Origin of the sequence: Actinoalloteichus hoggarensis (assembly GCF_002234535.1) — a bacterium.
Lineage (GTDB): Bacteria > Actinomycetota > Actinomycetes > Mycobacteriales > Pseudonocardiaceae > Actinoalloteichus_A > Actinoalloteichus_A hoggarensis.
Map to the genome: position 1 here is coordinate 289126 of NZ_CP022521.1, position 23437 is coordinate 312562.

Consider the following 23437-nt stretch of genomic DNA (forward strand, 5'->3'; position numbering starts at 1 on the left):
TGAGTCTCGGATCGGCGGGGCGCCCGCCTCGGTCGGGCGGCCGTCGGCAGGGCGGCGATGGAGACGGGCAGGCACACCGGATGAGGCGGACATGCCGAGGGCGCCCCCTCGACGTGGACGGGGCGCCCTCGGCTGGTGTGAGTTGTCCGGTCACCGAGCGTGCAACAAATGTCGTACTTTCGGGGCTAGGCGTTCAGCGTCCTGATCCGCAGCCCCTGGTCGACGAAAGCCTCCCGCGGCGTGCTGAGCGTGGGTGGACCGGTACTCGCACACGGAGCTTCATCAGGGAGGACGAGGCTTCTCTTCTGCCGCGCCCTTGGCTGTATGAAGGTCCGCACCACCTTTGTAGTCCGTGTCGCCAGTCACAGCAAGGCACTCGATCGTGTGCACCGGTTCAGGCACCCTCTGCAATGAAGGCGCGTGCATCCAGCGTCTTTCTTCACTCGTAAGGGCGCAGACGTCGGCGGGACGTGGATGGTGCGATGACGGCGACAGACGTGTGAGCCTGCCGGCGGTCGCCCGTTTACCGTCGTGGTCAGTCCCCGCGTCGACGGCGAAGCCGACGATGTCCGTACCAGGCGACCCCGGCCGCCGCCACGGCGCTGAGCCCGATCGCCGCAGCCGTGACCGTGGCACCCGACGGAGTGGGGATTCGGGCTCGTAGTGACACGGTGTGATCGAAGGTCAGCATCGGCCAGCCGCGCTGGACGACTTCCTTGCGCAGCGCACGGTCGGGGTTGACGGCCGTCGGATGACCGACCGCCTCCAAGAACGGCAGATCGCTGATCGAGTCGGAGTAGGCGTGGGAGTCGGCGAGGCGGTAGCCGTTGCGCTCGGCGATGGCGGTCAGCGCGGCGGCCTTCTGTCGACCGTGACAGTGGAAGTCGAGCTCGCCGGTGTACACGCCGTCGGTCACGGTCATCCGGGTGCCCGCGAAATGCGTGATGTCGAGCATCCTGGCGATCGGCTCGACGACCTCCTCCCCGGAGGAGGACACCAGCACCACGTCATGGCCCTGCTCTCGATGGTCGGCGATGAGCTGGGTCGCCTCCTTGTAGACGAGCGGGTCGACGACGTCGTGCAACGTCTCCTCGACGATCGCGCGAACCTGCGCCACGTCCCAGCCGGTGCAGAGCGAGGTGATGTGGGCCCGCATCCGGTCCAACTGGTCCTCGTCGGCGCCCGCCAGCATGAGGAACTGTGCGTAGGCGCTCTTGAGCACTGCCCGGCGGTTGATCAGACCCTGCTGGAAGAACGGTCTGCTGAAGGCGAGCGTGCTCGACTTCGCGATCACCGTCTTGTCGAGGTCGAAGAAGGCGGCGATCCGCGTGGGGGAGTCGCTCCGTTCGACCGTGTCCTGAGCCGTCACCAGGCCAGCATAAGCGGCCCGGTGTGCAGGCCCCGTTTCGAACAGGCCGCCACGGCCGCCGCCTCCGACGTGCTCATCTCACTCGTTCGTGGTCCGGATTCCGCCGCAGACGTGGGAACTGCTGTCAGTTAGTGAAGGTGTCACACGAAAGTGGTCGGCGGGAAGTACAGTTAGGGGTGTCCGGCCGTGAGCCGGACGGGTTCAGCTCAACCCCCCGGAGCTGAACTCTCGCGACCCCCGTCCCTCCCCCCGGCGGGGGTCGCCCCCTTTCTCGGTCCAGTCGGCTGCCGGGCGATTCACTCCCGCGTCGCCCGGCCTGGTCTGCTCCGATCGTGGTCCTCCGATCGGATTGCCCTCGTGTCGATCTCCGGTTGGTCTGACGCAGCCTCGTCGCCGGCCACGGTCGGATTCGCTCTGTCGACTGATTGACACGTCTCACCTCGGTTGTCGCCGAAGAAGCCCCGAGGTTGTCCACAAGGGGGTCGGGCATCCACAAGTTGATCTTGAGAGCTCGCGGCGATCATCGGGTTCCGACACCGTGGTCCTCGAACGCGGCGTCGAACGTGCGCCGCCCGAGTTCGACGAGATCCCCGGGAGTCGCAATGCAGAACGATCGAGTCTTGGTGCTCACCCGCGACGGCGACCTGCTGGACGAGTTGCTCCGGATGGCTGCTGCGGCCGGCTGCGAGGTCGAACGCCTGCCCGACGCGGTCGCCGCCCGTAAGCCGTGGAAGACGACCCCGCTGGTCGTGCTCGACGCGGTGAGCGTGATCGAGGTGGCCGAGGCGAGCCTGCCCCGTCGTGCGGGCGTCGTCGTGGTCTGTGTGTCACCGCCCGCAGAGGACGTCTGGCGATGCGCCGTGACCCTCGGTGCCTGTGCGGTCCTGATGGTGCCGAGAGACGAGGACCGGATCGTCGCGGCGTTCGCCGACGCCGTCGAGCGCCCGAGCAGACGTGGCACGGTCCTGGCCGTGCTGGGCGGCCGAGGCGGAGCAGGCGCCTCCGTGTTCGCGACCGCTCTCGCCAGGGTATCGGCAGGTCGCTCCGAGCGAGTGCTGCTCATGGACGGCGATCCGGCAGGCGGCGGGCTCGATCTGCTGTTGGGCGCGGAGGAACGAACCGGACTGCGATGGTCCGGGCTCGGGACGGTCGGCGGACGCCTGGCTGCCACCACCCTGCGGGCGGCCCTGCCCAGTCAGGAGATCGGCGACGGCACGGTGACGGTCCTGTCCTGCGATCGGGCCGATGGCGGCGGTCCCACGACCGACGGCGTCGAGGCCGTCGTCACGACCGCCTGCCGATCCGGTGACACGGTCGTCTGCGACCTGCCTCGCTCGCTGCCCGCACCGGCGATCGCGGCGTTGACCAAGGCCGATCTCGCCGTGATCGTCGTTCCGGCGGAGGTCCGCGCGTGCGCCTCGGCGGCCGCCCTGCTCGCTCGCCTTCGGGTCCACGACCCGCCGCTGCGGCTTGTGGTGCGCGGACCCTCGCCGGGCGGCCTCACCTCTGGCGACGTGCAGCGCGCTCTCGGCGTTCCGGTAGCGGCGGCGATGCGTCCGGAACCCGGCCTCGCCGCCGCGCTCGAACACGGCGGGCTGCGGATGCGCTCCGACGGACCGCTGGCGAAGTCCGCCGCCACGGTCCTCGACCTCGTACGGCAGAACGGGCCGAGAGGCGCGACATGACCACGACGGAATGGGCGCGAGTCCCGCAGGCAGACGATGCGGAGCTGCGCGGCTCGGACGCCGAGATCCCGAGGCCCGCCTCGGAACGCGTGGACGCCGATCTGGTGGACCGTGTACGACGCAGGCTCGCGGAGCTCGACTCGGTGATCACTCCGGCCGTCGTCGCTGATGCCGTTCGACGTGAGGCAGGCGGCGTGCTCGGTGACACGGAGGTGCTGTACGCCCTCCGGCTGCTTCGCGACGAGCTCGTCGGCGCGGGCCCGCTGGAGGGACTGCTGAGACAGCCCGACGTCACCGACGTCCTGGTCACCGGAGCCGGCGAGGTGTGGGTCGATCGTGGCGGAGGGCTCAGTCGAGCATCGGCGCGGTTCGCCGATGAGCACGCCGTCCGGCGGCTCGCACATCGGCTCGCGGCCGCGGCGGGGCGCAGACTCGACGACGCGCAGCCGTTCGTGGATGCGTGGCTGCCCGCCGGGCTCGGGATCGGTGACGTCCGGCTGCACGCCGTCATCCCGCCCATCGCGGCCGGCGGGACCTGCCTGTCCTTGCGGGTGCTGCGACCCGCCGTCCACGACCTGGCCACCCTGACCGCGATGGGCACCTTCTCCGCCGAGGTGGAAGGACTGCTGCGTGCGCTGATCGAGGCGCGTCTCGCCTTCGTCATCGTCGGCGGCACCGGCTCGGGGAAGAGCACGCTGCTCGGCGCCCTGCTGAGCATCGTGTCCGCCAGCGAGCGGGTGGTGTGCGTGGAGGATGCGGGTGAACTGCGGCCGCGACACCCCCACTTCGTGTCGCTGGTGGCTCGGCAGGCCAATGTCGAGGGCGCCGGCGGGGTGACGCTGCGCGATCTGGTTCGGCAGGCACTGCGAATGCGACCGGACCGGTTGGTGGTGGGCGAGGTGAGAGGGCCGGAGATCTGCGATCTCCTCGCCGCGTTCAACACGGGCCATGACGGCGGGTCCGGGACCATGCACGCCAACTCGCCGGGCGAGGTCCCGGCGCGGATGGAGGCCTTGGCCGCATTGGGCGGACTCGATCGCCCCGCGCTGCACAGTCAGCTCGCCGCGGCCGTACAGGTCGTACTGCACATGGCGCGGGGTCCGGCAGGCTCGCGCCGGCTCGAATCCATCGGACTGCTACTGCGCGAAGGAGATCAGGTACGTGTCGTCGATGCGTGGCGGCGGGACGGCGAACCCGCAGCGGGGCACGTCGCGTTGCGCAGGCTCCTGCACGGCAGAGGGGTGCGGACGCCATGGTGAACGCGGTGCTGCTCGCTTACAGCGCAGCGCTGGTGTTCTGGCCCGCCCGATCGGTCCACGCGAGGCTGCGTCTGCTGCGGCCGACGGCGGTTCGGCGGCCGTCGTTGCCGCTCCGCGCACCGCGGTGCGGTCGGCTCGTCCTCCTCGGCATCGGCGTGGCGGCGGGCTGGGCATCGGCCGCGGTGGCGGGCGCGATGGCAGGCGCGCTGCTGGCGCTGACCGCGTGGAGCCGTCTTGCGGCCCGGCGAAGGCGCCTTCACGGGCTTGCGGAGATCCGGAGCTGGGCGGAGGCACTCGGCCTGATGAGTGCGGAGCTTCGTGTGGGCGCGACGCCTGCCGATGCCGCCGAAAGCGTGGCACGGGACGCTGCGCCCGTCGTCACCGAAGTGCTCGTCGGAATCGCGTCCACCGCCAGACTCGGTGGCGACGTTCCCGCCCGACTGCGCGGCGCGGCCGCCGGCCATCCGGAGTGCGCGGCGGCGCTGGCCCGTCTCGGTCGAAGCTGGATCGCGGCCGAACGGCACGGTGTGCCGCTGGCCGACGTGCTCGACGCGATGCGTCGCGACCTCGAGTTCCGGGTCGCGACGGCAGACGGCCTGGCGGCACGACTGGCGGGCCCGAGGGCGACCGGTGCGGTGCTCGCCGCGCTGCCGCTCCTCGGCGTGGTGCTGGGAGAGGCGATGGGCGCCGACCCGTTCAGGGTGCTGTTCGATCACGAACTGGGGAGGCTCCTGCTCGTCGTCGGCGTCGGGCTGGACTGCCTCGGAGTCTGGTGGATGGGGCGGATCACCGCGCAGGGCGGATGGGCGTCGTGACCGTCGGTGTGCTCCTGCTGGCGGTGGCATTGATTCTCGTGCCAGGGGTCGCTCGTGTTCGGGGTCGCCTCACAGCAGCGGTGACCGTCGATCGTGGACGTCGTCGAAGGGCGGTAAGAGATGGACGACTGCTGCTGATCGCGACGTGCGCGATCGGCGTGTCGGCGGCGGTGCTGTTCGGTGGCAGCGGCGGTCTGATCGTCGGCGCGGCCAGCGCGGGCGTCGTGTGGTGGGGCGGGCGCCACGTCGCACGAGACTCGGTTCGTGCTCCGCCGGACGCGGCCTGCCTGGCCGCGGGGTGGGACGTCTTGGCGGCGGCCCTGCGAGCCGGGTTGACCGTGCCCGCCGCGCTGCACCTGGCCGCGGGTGAACTCGACGACTCGACTCGTGGCGTGCTGTCCCGTGTTGCCGACCTGCTCAACGCGGGGGAGGACTCGGACACCGCCTGGCAGGCGGCGATGGAGCACTCGCCGACCAGGGAACTGGCCCGTGGCGCGAGGCGGACGGCGCGGTCCGGCAGTGCGTTGGCCGGTCTGGCTGTTCGGCTGGCCGACTCCACACGAGTCGCGGCGTCCGATGCGTCGGAGGCACGCGCTCAGCGGGCGGCGGTACACGTCACCGGGCCCTTGGGACTGTGCTTCCTGCCCGCCTTCCTCTGCCTCGGCATCCTCCCGATCGTCATCGGACTCGCCGGGGGCCTACTCGAATCCTGGTGACGAGGGCGCGTTCTCGCCGAATCGCCATCATTCAGCGACCTGGAGTCAGGAGATGAAGACAATGAGCGACAGATTCTTCTCACGTGTCGTCCGAACGGTCGGCGGATCGCTGCGGCGCGACTCGAAGGTCGCCGTCCCGTTGCCGTCCTGGCACGCGGCGGGATGGATGACCGGAGAAACGCGACCGACGTCCGGGCGGCACCGCGAGGTGCCCGCGGGCGGCACGGCCGAACGATGGCGGCCGGATCGCCCTGCGGTGCGCAGGCTTGTACTGCTCCTGCGCGCGGACGAGGGAATGAGCACGGTGGAGTACGCGGTGGGAACCATCGCGGCCGCCGGAATCGGTGCACTGCTCTATACGATCGTGACCGGTGACTCGATCCGATCGGCGCTGACCGCGTTGATAAGGCATGCCTTGTCGGTGAATCTGTGATCGGCGGTTGTGTCGATCTCCTTCGCCGATGTCGGGGGACGGCCCGCTTCACCCGCTGTCGTGGCGACGGCGGCGCGGTGACGATCGAGGCAGCGTTCGGCATCTGCGCACTGTTGGTGATGTTGACGGGAGGAATCGGCGGGCTGTCGGCCGTCTCGGCGCAGGTGCGGTGCCTGGACGCCGCGACGGCGGCGGCGCGCCTTCTGGCTCGAGGCGCCGACGATGCCGCAGCCGAGGCAGTGCACCGGATCGCGCCGGTGGGAGCAGCGTGGGACGTGGCGATCCACGGAGACGAGATCGAGGTGACGGTGCGCGCGGCGGTGGTGCCGCTGATCCCGGACGTTCGACTGCGGGCAACTGTCTGGGCGTTCGCCGAGCCGGGCGCCCGGACCGATTCCAGCGGTTCGGAAGGCCCACCCGGTTCGAATGCCACAGAGGAGAACGAGAGCACCGAGGAGAACGAGGGCACCGGGAGCATGGTCGGCTCTGGCAGCGATACCGAGTTCGAGACCAAGGGTGAGGCCGGTAAGGCCGCTGATCACGAGTGAGTGCACGGCGGGTCAGGAAGGTGCGGGGCGCCCCCGGATGTCGCCGACGCTGGCACGGTCTGTCTCGCCTGCTTGACGGCTCGCGAGTGGTCACTCTGCTGCTCGTTCCCGCGTCGTGAATCGACAGGACCGGGACGAGAGGCGTGACCGCCCTGGCCGCCCTGCTCGCGCCGTCCTCGCTGCCGCGTGGCGTGATCAAGGACGGATCGACGAGGTCGACGCCGTAGGCGTCGCGGGTGGAGCGGCGGTGACGAGCCGGAGAGCGCGATCGCGGGGGTGTGAGAGGAATGTCGGGAACATGGGCCTCGGCGCCCGATCTGGCGCGGATCGTGCCCGGGTCGGCGGGGATTCCGACGCGCCTGCCTGCTTGCGTCGCGGCGGCGGGCGACGACGATTCCGGCGCGGCGACTCCGTTGGCTCTCGCGGTGCTGTCGGCTCTGCTGTTGCTCATCCTTCTCGGACTGCATCTGGGGTCGGTCATCGTGGCCCGGCACCGGGCCGAGGGCGCCGCCGATCTTGCCGCGTTGGCGGCTGCGGGGCGGTCTGCGGCGGGCGAGTCCATCGCGTGTGAGCGGGCTCGACATCTCACCGATCGAATGGGCGTCCGGTTGGAGCACTGCGCCCTACTGGGTCTCGATGCGGTGGTCGAGGTTCATCGCGACGTGATCGGTCCGTTGCCGGTCCCCGGTATCGTGACGGCACGGGCCAGAGCGGGTTGGCGGTGAGTCGCCGTCCACCGCGGCGTCGACATCGGCGAGATCGGCCGAATGCGTAGTTCACCGTTCTCACCGGGCAGTGTGCCGCGATGAATGGTCGTCCGGCCGCGATGAACGGTTCTCACACTTTTCTGAGTCTGCCGGAGCGGGCCGCGAGCGTAAGCGCGCGTCTCCGCGCCGCTCATCGCGCAGCCGCATTCGCCGTTCACTTCGTACCAGTCGTCGACAGGCCATTCTGTCGAGGGTCATCCGTGTCGTTGAGTAGAGGGCAGGACGACGACGATGTTCTCCCACGGAAGGTGTCAAGACGATGGACTGGTCGGCGAGCTGGCGGGATGCTTTCCGTATCGAATTGCGAGCGGAGGCGATCGGTCTCGCCGGTCGTGGCTGGCCGGTGTTTCCCGGCACGTTCCTCGATGAGGGTCTCCCTGAGGGAAGGCAGTGGGTGGGCAGGGCCGGGCAGGCCGAGCACGGCCCCGTTCCGGTGCACGAGGACTGGCAGGCCCGGCTGCCCGCGTCGACGGCCGACAGTGTGTCCACGTGGGCGGCCCGCCCGTACAGCCTGCTGTTGGCCACCGGCACGGGGATCGACGTCATCGAGGTGGAGGCCACGCTCGGCAGGCCGGTGGCGGGCGCCCTGCGCCAGGCTGGTCTGCTCGTGCCGACGCTGGCGACTCCGGACGGGCGCTGGCTGTTCCTGGTCACCTCGGGCGCCGCGTTGAGTCCGGATCTGGCCGAGCGTCCGGGGATCCGACTGCACGCCGAGGGCGGCTGGGTGCCCTTGGCGCCGTCCCCGGTGACGCACGGCGTCGTTCACTGGCGGGTCAAGCCGGAGACCTGCGACTGGACTCTGCTGCCCTCCGCGCAGGTGCAGGAGACCATCGCGGAGGTCGCCTTCGGCCTGGACCCGGTCCGTGATGATCGGGACGGCCTGGTCGGAGCGGAGCGCTGATCAGCCGAGGTCGTCGGCCGAGCTGATGACGGACAGCACGGCGTCGAGAACCAGCACGGAACCCGCCTTGTCCAGTGGTTCGTTGCCGTTTCCGCATTTGGGCGACTGAACACAGGACGGGCAGCCTGCCGGGCACTCGCAGGCTGAGATCGCCTCTCGTGTGGCGGACAGCCAGGGGACCAGTGCGGCGAATCCACGATCGGCGAAACCAGCTCCACCGGCGTGACCGTCGTGTACGAACACCGTCGCCTCCCCGGTGTGTTCGTGAAAGGCGGTGGACACGCCGCCGATGTCCCAGCGATCGCAGGTGGCGAACAACGGCAACAGGCCGATCGCCGCATGCTCTGCCGCGTGCAGCGCGCCGGGAGCGCGCGCCGGAGAGAGTCCGGCGCCCCCCGGCGCGCGGCCGTGTAACAGCTCTTCGCGCATCGAGTACCAGACGGCCCTGGTGCGGAGCCGGTGCTCGGGCAGTTCGAGTGCGACCTGGTCCACCACCTGACCTGAGGGAAGCCTGCGCAGGTATCCGACCACCTGTGAGGTCACGTCGACCTCGCCGAGGCAGACCGTCACGCCCCCCGCGTAGGCGCGGCGAGACAGCTCCCGGACCACCGAGATGTCGACGGTCTCCCGTGCCGACGTCGTCCAGTCCGGCGCCTCCGCGTGGACGAGGGCGATGCCGTCGTCGAGATGTAGTTCGTCCACGACGAAGGACTCGCCCTGGTGCAGATAGACCGCGCCGGGGTGCACGGTGTGGCAGGCGGCCACCGGATCGACGGTGCCGAGCAGTCGTGCGGTGTCGCCTTCGACGACGGCGACCTGCTCGCCGCCCGCGCCGCGGATGTCGACGTCGTGATGTGGTCGCCGCCGATCAGTCCAGTACCAGCCGGCCTTTCGTCGTCGGAGGAGCCCGTCGGCGACGAGGCCCTCCACGATCGACGGGCCGTCCGCTCCGGCCAGCTCGGTGAGCGAGGCCTCGGTGAGTGGAAGCTCGGCCGCGGCGCAGGCGAGTTGCGGGGCCGCCACATAGGGATTGCCCGGGTCCAGCACGGCTGCCTCGACCGGCCTGCTGAGCAGCGCGTCGGGGTGGTGGACGAGGTAGGTGTCCATCGGATCGTCGCGGGCGACGAACACCACGAGCGCCCCGTCGCCCCGACGACCCGCTCGCCCGGCCTGCTGCCAGAACGATGCCAGCGTTCCGGGATAGCCCGCGATCACCACGGCGTCGAGGCCGCTGATGTCGATGCCGAGTTCGAGGGCGTTGGTCGTGGCCACGCCGAGTAGTTCGCCGGTGGAGAGTGCCTGTTCCAGTGCACGACGGTCTTCGGCGAGGTATCCGGCCCGGTATGCGGCGATCCGATCCACCATGCCGGGATCGGCGTCGGCGACGAGTCGTCGGGCCGTGAGCGCGGTGGTCTCCGCACCGCGTCTGGACCGGACGAAGGCGAGGGTCCTGGCACCCTGCAACACCAGATCGGCCAGCAGGGACGCGGTTTCGGCGCCCGCTGACCGCCGGATCGGCGCGCCGTTCTCGCCGGTGATCTCCGGCAGTAGCGGCGGCTCCCACAGCGCGACAGTGCGGCCGCCACGCGGGGAGCCGTCCTCGGTCACGGCGACACAGGGCGTGCCGGTGAGGCGGGATGCGAAGACATCGGGTTCGGCGACGGTGGCGGAGGCCAGCAGGAAGACCGGATCGGCGCCGTAGTGGCGGGCGACGCGCCGCAGCCGCCGCAGCAGCAGCGAGACGTGGGAGCCGAAGACACCTCGGTAGGCGTGGCACTCGTCGACGACGACATGGCTGAGTCGCCGGAACAGCCGGGCCCAGCGTTCGTGCTGCGGCAGGACACCCCGGTGCAGCATGTCCGGGTTGCTGAACAGCCACCGCGCATGCGATCGCGCCCAGTCTCGTTCGACCTGTGAGGTGTCGCCGTCGTATCGGGTCGCGGCGATCCCGTCGATGCCGAGAGCACGGACCGTGCGGAGCTGATCGGAGCACAGGGCCTTGGTCGGGGCGAGGTACAGCGCCGTCGACTTCGGGTCCCGCAGGAGGCCTGCCAGTACGGGCAGCTGGTAGGCCAGCGACTTCCCCGAGGCGGTTCCGGTGGCCACGACGACGTGGTCGCCCGCCCAGGCCGCGTCGGCGGCGGCCCGCTGATGGCTCCACGGTCGTTGGACACCGCTGTCGCGGAAGGCGTCGAGGAGCTCGGAGGGAGCCCAGTCGGGCCAGTCGGTCGGGCGTTCCGGGCGGTCGGGCAGCCGGGCGACGTGCGTCAGCGGCGAGCCCTCGGTCGGCAGCCCGATCGTGACCCGTTCAAGCAGGGCTTGTCCACGGTCACCCTCGGTCATACCGCCACCTTCGCACAGTGCCGATGGTGATCCACTTCGGGTCCGTTGGACCTTGATCGATCTCGTGATCGAGTCCGAGATGAGCTGAACGCCACACCGTGAGTTCAGACACTCTCGCCGGGAATAGACTGCCCGCCTTCCCGTGTGTAACCAGTCGAATCTCGCTTGTGACCGAGTCCCGTGACCGGGGTCTTCGAAGATCGAGTGGGCAGTGGGTGGCTGGAACGCGCGGGAGGGACGCGGTCGCCCTCGCGGGCGGCACGGACCAACAGCAGCAAACCAACCAGGAGGACGGATGTCCCGGCTCAACCTCGCCCAGGTCAACTGGGCGCAGGGCCTCGAGCTCTCCGGGGGGGACTACGGCGTGGTGGCCGTGGTCGCCGTCGTCGCTCTGGCTGCCCTGCTCGTCGGATATGTCCTGCTTCGAGAAGTGCTGGCCACCGGCCAGGGCAGTTCGAAGATGCAGGAGATCGCCCGAGCGGTGCAAGAGGGCGCGTCGGCCTACCTCAACCGGCAGTTCCGCACGCTCGGCGTCTTCGTCGTGATCGTGTTCGTGCTTCTCTTCGCTCTTCCCGCCGAGGACATGGGGGAGCGGATCGGAAGATCACTGTTCTTCCTCGTGGGCGCGGCGTTCTCGGCGGGCATCGGTTATCTCGGCATGTGGCTGTCCACCAGGGCCAACGTGCGGGTGGCCGCCGCTGCGAGCGAGCCGGGCGGGCAGGAGAAGGCCACCCGGATCGCCTTCCGCACGGGTGGTGTGGTCGGCATGGCCACGATCGGCCTCGGCCTCTTCGGCGCCGCGATCGTGGTCATGGTCTACGCGGGGCAGGCGCCGAAGGTGCTGGAGGGCTTCGGTTTCGGCGCGGCGTTGCTCGCCATGTTCATGCGGGTCGGCGGCGGCATCTTCACCAAGGCCGCCGACGTGGGCGCCGACCTGGTGGGCAAGGTCGAGCAGAACATTCCCGAGGACGACCCGCGCAACGCCGCGACCATCGCCGACAACGTGGGTGACAACGTCGGCGACTGCGCGGGCATGGCGGCGGACCTCTTCGAGTCCTATGCCGTCATGCTGGTCGCGTCCCTCATCCTGGGCAGCGCCGCCTTCGGCGTACACGGCCTGCTCTTCCCGCTGATCGTGCCCGCCATAGGTGTGCTCACCGCGATCATCGGCGTCTACATCACCACGGCGAAGCAGGGTGAGAACGGGCTGCGGGCGATCAACCGCGCGTTCTACATCTCGGCGGGGATCGCGGCGGTGCTGTGCACCGTCGCCGCGTTCGTCTATCTGCCCGGCAGCTTCGCCGAACTGGGTGCGGGCCAGACCGGTGCGGAGGGCAGCCCGGCGCTGATCGCGGCGGTCGCCGTGATCATCGGGATCGTGTTGGCAGGCGTGATCCTGTGGCTCACCGGCTATTTCACCGGGACCGAGCACCGTCCGGTCAAGGACGTGGGCAAGAGCTCCCTGACCGGCGCGGCGACGGTGATCCTCTCCGGCATCTCCGTGGGATTCGAGTCGGCCGTCTACACCGCACTCGTCATCGGCGGCGCGGTCTACGGAGCCTTCCTGCTCTCCGGTTCCATCGCCGTCTCGTTGTTCGCGGTGGCACTGGCGGGCTGTGGTCTGCTCACCACGGTCGGCGTCATCGTCGCCATGGACACCTTCGGCCCGGTCAGCGACAACGCCCAGGGCATCGCCGAGATGTCCGGCGAACTGGACGAGGAGAGCGCGCGCATCCTCACCGACCTCGACGCCGTCGGCAACACCACCAAGGCCATCACCAAGGGCATAGCCATCGCGACCGCGGTGTTGGCCGCGGTGGCCCTGTTCGGCTCGTACACCGATGCGATCTCGAGCACGCTGGCCTCGTTGGGCGAATCTCTCGACACGGCGGCCTTCCTGGTCTACGCGCCGAACACGCTCGTCGGGCTGATCATCGGCGCGGCCGTGGTCTTCCTGTTCTCCGGTCTCGCGGTGAACGCGGTGTCTCGCGCGGCGGGTGCGGTGGTCTATGAGGTGCGCAGGCAGTTCCGCGGCGATCCGGGGATCATGGCAGGCACCACGCGGCCGGAGTACGGCCGGGTGGTCGACATCTGCACCAAGGATTCGCTTCGTGAGCTGGCCACGCCGGGGCTGCTCGCCGTCTTCGCGCCCATCGCCGTCGGTTTCGGCCTCGGCGTCGGCCCGCTGGCGGGCTACCTGGCGGGCGCCATCGGCGCGGGCACGCTCATGGCGGTGTTCCTGGCGAACGCGGGCGGTTCCTGGGACAACGCCAAGAAGCTGGTCGAGGACGGCCATCACGGCGGCAAGGGCTCCGAGGCGCATGCGGCGACGGTCATCGGCGACACGGTGGGCGACCCGTTCAAGGACACCGCGGGCCCGGCGATCAACCCGTTGTTGAAGGTGATGAACCTCGTCGCGGTGCTGATCGCGCCTGCGGTGATCACCTTCTCGATCGGGCCGAACGAGTCCCCCGTGGTGCGCACGGCGATCGCCGTGACCGCCACGGCGATCATCGTCGTCGCCGTGGTCCTGTCCAAGCGTCGCTCGACCATGATCGGCGAGGACCAGGACGAACAGCAGCCGGTCTCGCCGGGCGTCTCCTCCTGACCTCGTCGTGAACCGAGCCGGAGCGCTGTATCCGGCTCCGGCAGGCAGCGTGGGCCCGCGGTCCGCGGTCCGGCATGTGGGAGGCCCGTCCCCGAGCGTCGTCTCGGGGGCGGGTCGTGTCGTCGCCTGCGGTGGAGGTCCGGGTACCCAGAGTGTCCGAACGGGTGCTGCCGGTTCTCAATCTCGAACGATTGTTCTACCCTGTCGGCGTGCCGCAGGCTCAGTTGTCCTTCTTCTCTGCGGAGGCCCGGCCACCGAGGATCGCCGATCTCGGCGGTCTGCTGTGCGCGCAGGGCCAGACCGTCGGATTCGGCCACGGCACCGCGGCCCGGATCTCGGTGATCACCGAGCAGGACTGGCGGGTGCGCGAGCTGCGGCTGCTCTGTCTGGCGCGCGGCATCGACGTGGAGCTGGCCCGGTCGGACGAGGGGCGTCCGCTGCTTCGCACGGCCTTTCGCACTGATCTCGCCGGGCTGGCGGGCCGTTGGCTGCGCGGTGCGATGAAGTCGGTCCCGGCCGGGCTGGAGCTGCACGGCCCCGCGTTGCGCGTCTGGGTCGTGGCGGCGGGGCGGCCGGACGGCAGTGGCTATCTGCTCGGGCTCGACCCCCATGTCCCGGACACGTACGGGCCCATCGCGCAGGCGCTCGCCCGCAGTGGGCTGCCCGCGAGTCTGCTCGGCCCGCGGGCAGGCGGCCCTGCACTGCGTGTCACCGGCCGCCGCAGGATCGCACGTCTCGCGGAACTCGTCGGGCCTGCCCCGACCGGGGTCGGCGATGTGGACGAGGTGCTGCGTTCCTGGCCCACGGCGTGAGAAGGTGAACAGCTCCGCCGAGTGGACGATGCGTCGCCGACCGTGCGATCGTCACTTAAGGTGACGATGGAACACGCTGCGCCTCACACCCGTTAAACACCCGAGATTGAGCGCGACCGGGTGTGGGTGCGTCACCCTGGGCAGCGGTGGGAGTACTTGTCGGTGCACACTGGCGAGTCCGAGGCTGGACACGAACGCCTTGACAACGAGCACGGTAGGCAGGCAGACGACGGCCGGCCGTCTGGGTAGAGAGCGGGAGAGCGTGGCAGGGTCGACACGGGCGAGGAAGGGCGGCGCCGACGGCTCAGGGGGTCGTCGGCTGGTGATCGTCGAGTCGCCTGCGAAGGCGCGCAAGATCTCCTCCTACCTCGGCGGCGGATTCGTCGTCGAGTCCTCGCGGGGACACATCCGGGACCTGCCGCGTGGCGCAGCCGACGTGCCCGCCAAGTACAAGGGCCAGCCGTGGGCCCGGCTCGGCGTGGACGTCGACAACGACTTCGAGCCGCTCTACATCGTCACGCCGGACAAGAAGGCGACGGTGGCCGAGCTGCGTGACGCGCTCAAGGACGTCGACGAGCTGTATCTCGCGACGGACGGCGACCGGGAGGGCGAGGCCATCGCCTGGCACCTTCTGCAGGCGCTCAAGCCGAAGGTGCCGGTCCGACGCATGGTCTTCCATGAGATCACCGAGCCCGCGATCAGAGCGGCGGCGGAGAACCCCCGCGACCTCGATCAAGACCTGGTCGACGCCCAGGAGACCCGGCGGATCCTCGATCGCCTCTACGGCTACGAGGTCAGCCCGGTGCTCTGGAAGAAGGTGATGCCGAAGCTGTCCGCCGGTCGGGTGCAGTCGGTGGCGACCCGTGTCGTGGTGGAGCGCGAGCGGGAGCGCCTGCGGTTCGTCTCGGCGTCGTACTGGGACGTCGCGGCCGTGCTGGACGGCGGCGAGTCGGTCACTCCGCGCACCTTCTCCGCCCGTCTGGTCGCCGTCGACGGCGAGCGGGTCGCGACCGGACGAGACTTCGGCTCCGACGGGCGACCGAAGTCCGACGGAGTCCGGGTGCTCGACGAGGCGACCGCGCGCGGCCTCGCCTCGGCGTTGGCCGACGTCTCGTTGCGGGTCGCCGCCGTCGACGAGAAGCCCTATACCCGTAAGCCCTACGCACCCTTCATGACCTCGACGCTCCAACAGGAGGCGGGTCGCAAGCTGCGGTTCTCGGCGGAGCGGACGATGCGCACCGCGCAGCGCCTCTACGAGAACGGCTACATCACCTATATGCGAACCGACTCCACGACGCTGTCGGAGACGGCGATCGCGGCGGCGATGTCGCAGGCGACCGAGCTGTACGGCGCGGAGTACGTCTCCTCGAAGCCTCGGCAGTACACCCGCAAGGTGAAGAACGCGCAGGAGGCCCACGAGGCGATCCGGCCCGCGGGCGAGGTGTTCCGCACTCCGGGGGCCGTGGCCAAGGAGCTGGAGACCGACGAGTTCCGGCTGTACGAGCTGATCTGGCAGCGGACCATCGCCTCGCAGATGGCCGATGCCAAGGGCACGACCATGAGCGTCCGCATTCGTGGTTCCGCGGCGACGGGTGAGGAGTGCACCTTCGCGTCCTCGGGTCGCACCATCACCTTCGCGGGCTTCCTGAAGGCCTATGTGGAGTCGGTGGACTCCGAGGCGGGCGGCGAGGCCGACGACGCCGAGCGGCGGCTGCCGGTGCTCACCGTCGATCAGCAGGTCACCGCGGCGGAGCTCACGCCGGAGGGGCACAGCACCAACCCGCCGCCCCGTTACACGGAGGCCAGCCTGGTGAAGACGCTGGAGGAGCTGGGCATCGGCAGGCCCTCCACGTATGCGTCGATCATCAGCACCGTCCAGGACCGCGGGTACGTCTGGAAGAAGGGCTCCGCGTTGGTGCCCTCCTGGGTGGCGTTCGCGGTCGTCGCCCTGTTGGAGCGGCACTTCGGCAGGCTGGTGGACTACGACTTCACCGCCGCGCTCGAAGACGAGCTCGACGGCATCGCGGCTGGTCGTCAGGGGCGTACCGGGTGGCTGTCCGGCTTCTACTTCGGGGGTGACGTTGGACCGGAGGACTCGATCGGCCGGGCGGGCGGGTTGAAGAAGCTCGTCGGCTCCAGTGTCGAGCAGATCGATGCCCGCGAGGTCAACTCGATCCCGATGTTCGCCGACGACGCCGGGCGGACGGTGGTGGTGCGGGTCGGGCGCTACGGCCCTTACCTGGAGCGGACCGTGGCGGCCGCCGAGGGCGAGTCCGGCGAGCAGCAGCGGGCCAACCTGCCGGACGACCTGCCGCCGGACGAGTTGACTCCCGAGATCGCGGAGAAGCTCTTCGCCACCCCGATGGAGGGGCGGACACTGGGCACCGACCCGGCGAGCGGGCACGACATCGTCGCGAAGGAGGGCCGTTACGGGCCCTATGTGACCGAGCTGCTGCCGGAGGGGACCAAGGGCAAGCCGCGCACCGGGTCGCTGCTGAAGTCGATGACGGTGGAGACGGTGTCGTTGGAGGAGGCGTTGAAGCTCCTCTCGCTTCCCCGGGTGGTCGGCGTCGACCCGGATTCAGGCGAGGAGATCACCGCGCAGAACGGCCGTTACGGACCGTATCTGAAGCGGGGCACCGACTCGCGCTCGCTGGAGACCGAGGACCAGATGTTCACGGTCACCCTGGAGGAGGCACGCAAGATCTACGCCGAGCCCAAGAAGCGGGGCAGGCGGACGGCGGCGGCCACTCCACCACTGCGGGAGCTGGGCGCCGACCCGGCGACGGGCAAGCCGATGGTGGTCAAGGACGGTCGGTTCGGTCCTTACGTCACCGACGGGGAGACCAATGCCTCGCTGCGCAAGGGCGATGCCGTGGAGACGCTGAGCGACGAGCGGGCGGGGGAGCTGCTGGCCGAGCGGCGCGCGAAGGGCGGCACGACGAAGCGGACGAAGCGCAAGCCCGCGGCCAAGAGCGCGGCCAAGAGCGCGCCGAAGACCGCGCCCAAGAGTTCGCCCAGGAGTTCGACGAAGAGCTGACGGATCGCGGTCGATCGGCGGTGTGCACACGGTGACGAAGCGGGAGTTCCCGATGACAGGACTCGACGCCCTGTCCGGACCCGATGGAACGCAGGCGCTCCGCGCGCCGAGAGTGTTCCCCGACGCGGTGGGCGGGTCGTTGGACGCCTCGACGCTCATCGGCGGCAGACATCACCGCGTATCGGTTCCAGCCGTGGCGCCACCGCCGGCACCGCGAGCGGAGTTCGTGACGGAGACGCCGAGCTGGGTGGGCGGGGCGACCCGCCCGAGAGCGGCGGCCGGGCTCGGCGCCCGGCACGTCGCGGCTTCGTCGGGCCGAGCCGGTGGCGAAGCAGCCGTGCGTGTTCGACGCTCCGCGGTCGGGCCGGGCGATCAGGCTCTCGGTTGGATGGTGCTCTCCGCTGTGGCGGCGGGCATGATTCTGCTCATCTTTCTTTTGATCTTCCTTGGTTGAGACCGTCTCTCCGGATAACCGGTACGAGAACCTTGTGAAGTGATCATGAAGTCGACGGTTCACCACTGTCGAGAAGTCGTCGGCCTGCTTTCCGTGCGGTGTCCTTGATCTGGCGTTCTCCTGACCAGCGGGCCAACGACGCTTACCCTCCGCGTCGGGTGCTGTCGGCCAGCCGGGGCCAAGATCGGACTTCTGGTGAGGTGGGGGCGACTCTCAGCAGATCTGGCCGTGCCAGCGGATACTGTGTGTCAAGTTGAAGTCTCGTCGGAGTGGCTCGCAACTCTAACGAGAGCAATCGAATAACAAGATCAACTAATCCGGCTAGGCTTGGCTGCGGTCGACGATGGAGACGCGGGAAACGGGGGTGGTCAGGATCAGCGGGAACCCGGCGGAGGCCTCGGGTGAGGAAGTGCCGCAGTCCTCGAACCTCGGTTCGTCCACTGTTCGACGAGTACGCGGCGTCCTGGCGATTCCGGCGTTCCGCAGGCTGTGGATCGTCTCCGCGATCTGCAGCATGGGCGACTGGCTGGCCCTGCTGGCGCAGACGGCGCTCGCGACCCACCTGACCGAGAGCTACACCGCGCAGAGCTTCGCCTTCGGCGGCGTCGTCGCGATGAAGCTCCTGCCCGCGATGGTGCTGGCCCCGCTGGCCGGGACGCTCGCCGACCGCTTCGACCGGCGCAAGGTGATGGTGACCTGTGACGTCCTGCGCGCGGCGATCATGCTCTCGATCCCGCTGGTGGGCGAGCTGTGGTGGCTCTTCGTCGCGATCTTCCTGATCGAGCTGTGCTCCCTGTTCTGGATTCCGGCCAAGGAGTCCTCGATTCCGAACCTGCTGCGCAGGCCGGATCAGGTCGAGACGGCCAATCAGCTGAGCCTGGCGATGACCTACGGCGTCTCCGTCATCACCGCCACGGGCCTGTTCACCCTGCTGTCCTCGGTCGGGACCCTCTTCAACCTCTCGCTGAACTCGACGACCACCGTCTACACGGCGCTGTTCATCAACGGCCTTGCGTTCCTCGCCTCCGCGCTGGTGGTCGCCACTCGAATTCCGGAGATCTCCGGACGCAGGCCCAGGAACGTCGTCCACGACGTCACCACGACGGCGGACGAGGCGGCGAGGAAGACCGAGGACGGCGCCACGAGCCGACCGGTCGGCAACACGACGGCCGTGCCGGTCGACGGTGCGACGAAACGGCCAGGCGTGCTGCGGATGCTGGGAGACGGCATCCAGTTCATCGGCACGACGCCGCTGATCCGCGGCCTGGTGATCGGCATCATCGGCGCGATGTCCGCGGCGGGCGCGGTGGTCGGCACGTCGAAGCTCTACTCACAGAGCCTCTCTGCGGGCGACGCCGGTTACGGGATGCTGTTCAGTGCGGTGTTCATCGGGCTGGCCCTCGGCATGGCGGTGTCGCCGAAGCTCGCGCAACGGGTGCCGCACAACCGCCTGTTCGGCAGCGCGATCGTCTGCGCGGGCCTGGCGCTGATCCCGGTGGCGATCGCGCCGCATCTGGGGATCTCGCTGGCGGTGGTGCCGCTGGTGGGCGCCTCGGCCGGTGTGGCGTTCCTGACCGGACTCACGATCGTCGGCACGCAGGTCGAGGACGAGATCCGCGGCCGGACGGTCGCGGTGGTCCAGTCGCTGCTGCGGATCGTGATGTTCGGTGCGCTGACGCTGGTCCCCGTGCTGATCGGCATCCTCGGACAGCGTTCCCTGGACTTCTTCGGCACCGAGGTGCAGGTCGATGCCACACGGCCGATCCTGTTCGGCGCGGGGCTCGTCGCCGTGTCCCTCGGTGTGCTGGCCTACCGGCAGATGGACGACCGGCGAGACGCGCCGATCATGGCCGATCTGCGCGAGGCGTTCCGCAGCGGCGGCCGCCGTCGCGGCGCGGGCCTGCTGATCACCGTCGAGGGCGACGCCGCGGTCGACACGGCCGCGCAGACCAAGCACCTCACCGAGTGGCTGCGCTCCTTCGACGATCATGTGGTCCTCGCCAACGATCCGGCGCTGGACGAGGGCAGGCTCGGCCGGATGCTGGGCTCCGTCGAACTCACCGGATCGCGGGCACACGCCCTGGTCGCCGCCGCCGTCCGCAGCGACGTCGTCGAACAGGTCATCCGGCCCGCGCTCGACGCAGGCGCCGTGGTCGTGATGGAGCGTTACGTCGACAGTCCGCTCGCGCACTTCGGTGCTGCGGGCGGGCTGGACCAGCGAGATCTCGAGGGCCTCGCCGACTGGGCGACGGGCAGGCTGCGTGCCGATGTGACGGTGCTGCTCGATCGCGATCCCGCGCAGGTGGGAGTGCGGCAGCACACCAAGCAGCTCGGCGCCGATCACCACTGGCGAGTGCAGAACCTGCTCGCCGAGATGGCCGCCGCGAACCCCGACCGGTACGTGGTGGTCGACGCCGACGGGACCGAGGCGGAGATCGCATCGAGGGTGCGCACCGCGCTGGAGCCGGTACTGCGGGTGAAGCGCGGCCTCGGCCGTGTTCATGGGCACGAGCCGGTCGGTCCTGACGTGGGTGGTGTCAACGGCTCCAACGGCGCTGCCGGCCCCAATGGCACCGGCAGCACCAACAGCGTCAGCAGGGACGGCACCCGCACCGCGGAATGACGAGCCGGCTCCGTCGGCGTCGAAGTGCTCGGGATAATGGTCGGGGAGAGGCGTCCGCCCGGTTCGGTGTCGCGCACCTCGATGAGGCCGGAGCGGCCTGACCAGTACGGAGGTGGGGCGGGTGGCGACCGAGGACGGGACCGGCAGCGCCCCGGACTCCGGGGTGTGGGCTGAGCTGATCGCCCAGCCCGAGGTGGCGATCGAACTGGCCGCGGCGGCGCGGGCCGCCGCTGATCAGGTGGCGGGACGCGAGTCGCAGCCCGGGGCCATGACACATGCCTGGCTGTTCAGCGGCCCGCCCGGCGCGGGATGCGCGACGGTGGCGCGGGCCTTCGCCGCGGCGCTCCAGTGCGTCGGCGCGGGCGACCCGCCCGGCTGCGGCGAGTGCACGGGCTGCCGGACCGTCCTGGCGGGTACCCACGCCGACCTGCGGCTGGTGGTTCCCGAGGGTCTGTCGATCTCGGTCGCGGAGATGCGCGGTCTCGTCCAGACCGCGGCCAGACGGCCCACCAGCGGGCGCTGGCAGGTCGTGGTGGTGGCCGACGCGGACCGTCTCACCGAGGGCGCCGCGAACGCCCTGCTCAAGGCCGTGGAGGAGCCTGCGGCGCGCACGGTCTTCCTGCTGTGCGCACCGTCGGACCACCCTGAGGACGTGTCGGTGACGATTCGTTCCCGATGTCGGCCGGTGCGCCTGCGGACTCCGTCGCAGGCCGCGGTGGAGAAGCTGCTTCGCCATCACGACGGCGTCGACGACCAGACCGCCGCCTGGGCGGCCTCGGTGTCCGGCGGCCACGTCGACCGCGCTCGGCGGCTGGCCGCCGACGCCGATGCCCGAGCCCGCCGCGAGGCGGTGCTGGCGATTCCGCTGGGACTCCGACAGCCCTCGGACGTGTTTCGCTGCGCCGACGACCTGGTGAAGGCGGCGGAGTCCGAGGCGGGCGCCGTCAACGAGACCCGCAACGAGACGGAGAAGGACGAACTGCGCACCGCGATGGGCGGCGGCGGGACCGGCAAGGGGACCGCGGCGGCCGGTCGTGGGGCCAACGCCGCGATCCGCGAGCTGGAGAAGCGCCAGAAGTCGCGGGCGACCCGCATGCAGCGGGACTCGCTCGATCAGGCGCTCATCGACCTCGCCGCGTTCTACCGAGATGTGCTGGTGTCCGGCAGCGGCGCTCAAGCGGTCCTCAACCACCCCGATCGGGCGGCCGACATCCGCCAGGCCGCCGCGTCGTGGACACCGGAGTCGACCCTGCGCAGGCTCGAGGCGGTGCTCGAATGCCGGACGGCGCTGACTCGCAACGTGAAGCCGAGGATCGCGGTCGAGGCGATGGTCACCACCCTGCGTCTGGGATGACTGTCGACCCGCGCCCCCGGTTCACCCGGCTCGTTCCAGGCCGCTACACTATGGGTGCTTCGCCGCCTTAGCTCAGTCGGCCAGAGCGACGCACTCGTAATGCGTAGGTCAAGGGTTCGATTCCCTTAGGCGGCTCCAGCAGTGACCAGGCCCTTCCCGGTTTCCGGGAAGGGCCTGTGTCGTTCAGGGTTGCAGTCGGGGTTGCATTTGCGTCTGCTACTCGCTCCAGAGGGCGGAGCCCATCAGCTCGGCCGCGTCGCGGGTCATCTGGCTGCTCACGTGCGTGTAGCCCTCAGTAGTGCGTACATCGGAGTGCCCGAGGATCGCCTGAATCGTGCGCACGTGCACCCCCTGTTCGGCCAGCAGCGTTCCCGCCGTGTGCCGGGCGTCGTGCGGCCGGACGTAGCGGACCTTTGCCGTACGCAGCAGCTGGCCCCACTCCTGCCAGTCCTTCCGATGGTCGATCGGCCTGCCGTTGGGCTGGGCGAAAACGAGATCCCAGTCCTGCCACGTCGACCCGGCGGCCTGCCGTTCCGTCTCCTGTCGGATGCGTTGCTGCCGTAACAGCGCGATCAGCGGCCCCGGCAGTGTGATCGTCCGCCGTCCCGTGCCCTTCGGCTTGCGGAACACGACCCCACCGCCATGCCGATCAGGACAGTGCCGAGCATGACTCACACAGCCGGGTGGGCACGGCCGAGGACATGTGCTCTTGTGTAGATCACATTTCCGCTTGCACGGCTTCTTATGGAAGGCCGACCCGCAGGCGTGCGCGTCCGTACAGCCGTGCCGCCAGGTGTTGCGCTGTGCCTGCCACCAGATCCGCACGTCGCCGGTCTCCAGATCGACGTACTGCCATCGCAGCCCCAACACCTCACCCTGCCGCAGGCCGCACGCCAGCCCGACAGACCATCGTGCGCCGTTCCGCCTGCCCGCACAGGCCGCAAGAACCTTTCGCGATTCGCCACGGCTCAGATGTTGTTGTTCCACTCGGTCAGCGGTCGGCGGGTCGATCAACTCGGCGACGTTCCGCGAAACCTTCCCGCGTCGGACGGCGATCTTCAATGCCCGAGAGAGGATGCGATGGACCTTGAGCACGTGGGAGGGTGCCAACTTCGCCCGGAACATGCTCCCGTACATCGCGTCCAGGTGTTCCGCCTCCAGCCGGTCGAGGCGATGCTGACCAAGAAGGGGAATGATCCAGTTTCGCGTCTTCGACCAGTAGTCGTCATAAGTCCGAGGCGCAACCTTCTGCACCGCGATCGTGTCCAGGTAGACCGTCATCCAATCCTGGACCGTGGGCGATCGCCCGGCTTTCCGCGATTTACCGGCGTCACGGTCCTTCTCCAGCTTCTGCACCGCCTGGGTTGCACTCTTCTCAGTCTTCCGCTTGACGTGCCGCCGGTCGAGTGAGCCGTCCTGCTTCACGCCGACCGTGACCCAGCCATGCCACAAGCCATCCGCACCGAGGTAGATCGATGACCGACCGTTCGGCTTCCGCGTGCGTCGCTCTGCCATCACGCCGCCTCCGCCTGCTCGGACTCCAAAGACCGCAGGAACTCCGCCAACGCCGCGCGGGGAACTCGCCGACTGCCGCCGATCCGCACCGAGCGAAGCTCACCCGAGTTGATCAGACCGAACACCCGAGTACGTCCGATACTCAAGATCACCGCAGCCTCCTCGACGCGATACAACAACTTTTCCATCTGTTTC

Annotated in this window: 18 protein-coding genes and 1 tRNA gene; 15 read left to right on the forward strand and 4 right to left on the reverse strand. The window is 69.7% G+C overall.

Translation table 11 applies throughout. The features are described from left to right. Positions 1-535: 535 nt before the first annotated feature. On the reverse strand, positions 536-1369 hold the full coding sequence (locus tag AHOG_RS01320; RefSeq protein WP_245856503.1) for an HAD-IB family hydrolase: 834 nt from the start codon (positions 1367-1369) through the stop codon (positions 536-538). 602 nt (positions 1370-1971) lie between these two features. Here AHOG_RS01320 and ssd point away from each other — a divergent pair. The 8 genes from ssd (at position 1972) to AHOG_RS01360 (ending at position 8493) form a co-directional block, all read left to right on the forward strand. After that, positions 1972-3054 (forward strand): septum site-determining protein Ssd, encoded by a 1083-nt coding sequence (gene ssd / locus AHOG_RS01325; protein WP_093939737.1) that lies wholly within the window; start codon positions 1972-1974, stop codon positions 3052-3054. 89 nt (positions 3055-3143) lie between these two features. Then, a complete protein-coding gene (locus AHOG_RS01330; protein ID WP_093944045.1) occupies positions 3144-4313 on the forward strand; it encodes a TadA family conjugal transfer-associated ATPase in 1170 nt (389 codons plus the stop codon). Beyond that, the gene (locus AHOG_RS01335) at positions 4307-5128 is read left to right on the forward strand and encodes a type II secretion system F family protein (protein WP_093939738.1); all 822 of its coding nucleotides are present in this window, start codon (positions 4307-4309) and stop codon (positions 5126-5128) included. The genes AHOG_RS01330 and AHOG_RS01335 overlap by 7 nt, the downstream gene beginning before the upstream one ends. Before the next feature lie 80 nt (positions 5129-5208). Next, a complete protein-coding gene (locus AHOG_RS29235) occupies positions 5209-5844 on the forward strand; it encodes a type II secretion system F family protein (RefSeq protein WP_245856504.1) in 636 nt (211 codons plus the stop codon). Between the two features lie 61 nt (positions 5845-5905). Beyond that, positions 5906-6277 (forward strand): DUF4244 domain-containing protein, encoded by a 372-nt coding sequence (locus AHOG_RS30310; RefSeq protein ID WP_311770209.1) that lies wholly within the window; start codon positions 5906-5908, stop codon positions 6275-6277. Positions 6278-6354: 77 nt separating this feature from the next. Further along, positions 6355-6825 carry a TadE family type IV pilus minor pilin gene (locus AHOG_RS01350; RefSeq protein ID WP_184451145.1) on the forward strand — a complete coding sequence of 157 codons (471 nt, stop codon included), beginning with the start codon at positions 6355-6357 and terminating at the stop codon, positions 6823-6825. 287 nt (positions 6826-7112) lie between these two features. After that, positions 7113-7550 (forward strand): Rv3654c family TadE-like protein, encoded by a 438-nt coding sequence (locus AHOG_RS01355; protein WP_093939740.1) that lies wholly within the window; start codon positions 7113-7115, stop codon positions 7548-7550. Between the two features lie 301 nt (positions 7551-7851). Continuing rightward, a complete protein-coding gene (locus AHOG_RS01360) occupies positions 7852-8493 on the forward strand; it encodes a bifunctional DNA primase/polymerase (protein ID WP_093939741.1) in 642 nt (213 codons plus the stop codon). Here the strand turns inward: AHOG_RS01360 and AHOG_RS01365 are convergent, their stop codons facing one another. Continuing rightward, positions 8494-10836 (reverse strand): DEAD/DEAH box helicase, encoded by a 2343-nt coding sequence (locus AHOG_RS01365; protein ID WP_093939742.1) that lies wholly within the window; start codon positions 10834-10836, stop codon positions 8494-8496. It abuts the gene before it with no gap. Between the two features lie 295 nt (positions 10837-11131). Here AHOG_RS01365 and AHOG_RS01370 point away from each other — a divergent pair, with 295 nt between their 5' ends. The 7 genes from AHOG_RS01370 (at position 11132) to AHOG_RS01400 (ending at position 21865) form a co-directional block, all read left to right on the forward strand. After that, complete coding sequence (locus AHOG_RS01370; protein ID WP_093939743.1) at positions 11132-13444, forward strand: sodium-translocating pyrophosphatase; 2313 nt, start codon at positions 11132-11134, stop codon at positions 13442-13444. A gap of 209 nt (positions 13445-13653) precedes the next feature. Then, entirely contained in the window at positions 13654-14256 is a 603-nt protein-coding gene (locus tag AHOG_RS01375; RefSeq protein WP_093944047.1) for a hypothetical protein, read from the forward strand. Positions 14257-14518: 262 nt separating this feature from the next. Next, positions 14519-17296 carry a type I DNA topoisomerase gene (gene topA, locus AHOG_RS01380; protein WP_093939744.1) on the forward strand — a complete coding sequence of 926 codons (2778 nt, stop codon included), beginning with the start codon at positions 14519-14521 and terminating at the stop codon, positions 17294-17296. A gap of 52 nt (positions 17297-17348) precedes the next feature. After that, positions 17349-17750 (forward strand): hypothetical protein, encoded by a 402-nt coding sequence (locus AHOG_RS01385; protein ID WP_157736571.1) that lies wholly within the window; start codon positions 17349-17351, stop codon positions 17748-17750. 343 nt (positions 17751-18093) lie between these two features. Further along, positions 18094-20373 carry a bifunctional MFS transporter/dTMP kinase gene (locus tag AHOG_RS01390; RefSeq protein WP_093939746.1) on the forward strand — a complete coding sequence of 760 codons (2280 nt, stop codon included), beginning with the start codon at positions 18094-18096 and terminating at the stop codon, positions 20371-20373. Between the two features lie 121 nt (positions 20374-20494). Continuing rightward, positions 20495-21727, forward strand: coding sequence for a DNA polymerase III subunit delta' (locus tag AHOG_RS01395; protein WP_093944048.1), 1233 nt, complete (start codon positions 20495-20497; stop codon positions 21725-21727). A gap of 61 nt (positions 21728-21788) precedes the next feature. After that, a tRNA-Thr gene (locus AHOG_RS01400) sits at positions 21789-21865 on the forward strand. 78 nt (positions 21866-21943) lie between these two features. Here the strand turns inward: AHOG_RS01400 and AHOG_RS01405 are convergent. Both AHOG_RS01405 and AHOG_RS01410 read right to left on the reverse strand, forming a co-directional pair. Next, positions 21944-23008 (reverse strand): tyrosine-type recombinase/integrase, encoded by a 1065-nt coding sequence (locus tag AHOG_RS01405; RefSeq protein WP_211290509.1) that lies wholly within the window; start codon positions 23006-23008, stop codon positions 21944-21946. Between the two features lie 233 nt (positions 23009-23241). Beyond that, a complete protein-coding gene (locus AHOG_RS01410) occupies positions 23242-23430 on the reverse strand; it encodes a helix-turn-helix domain-containing protein (protein ID WP_093939748.1) in 189 nt (62 codons plus the stop codon). Between the last annotated feature and the right edge of the window lie 7 nt (positions 23431-23437).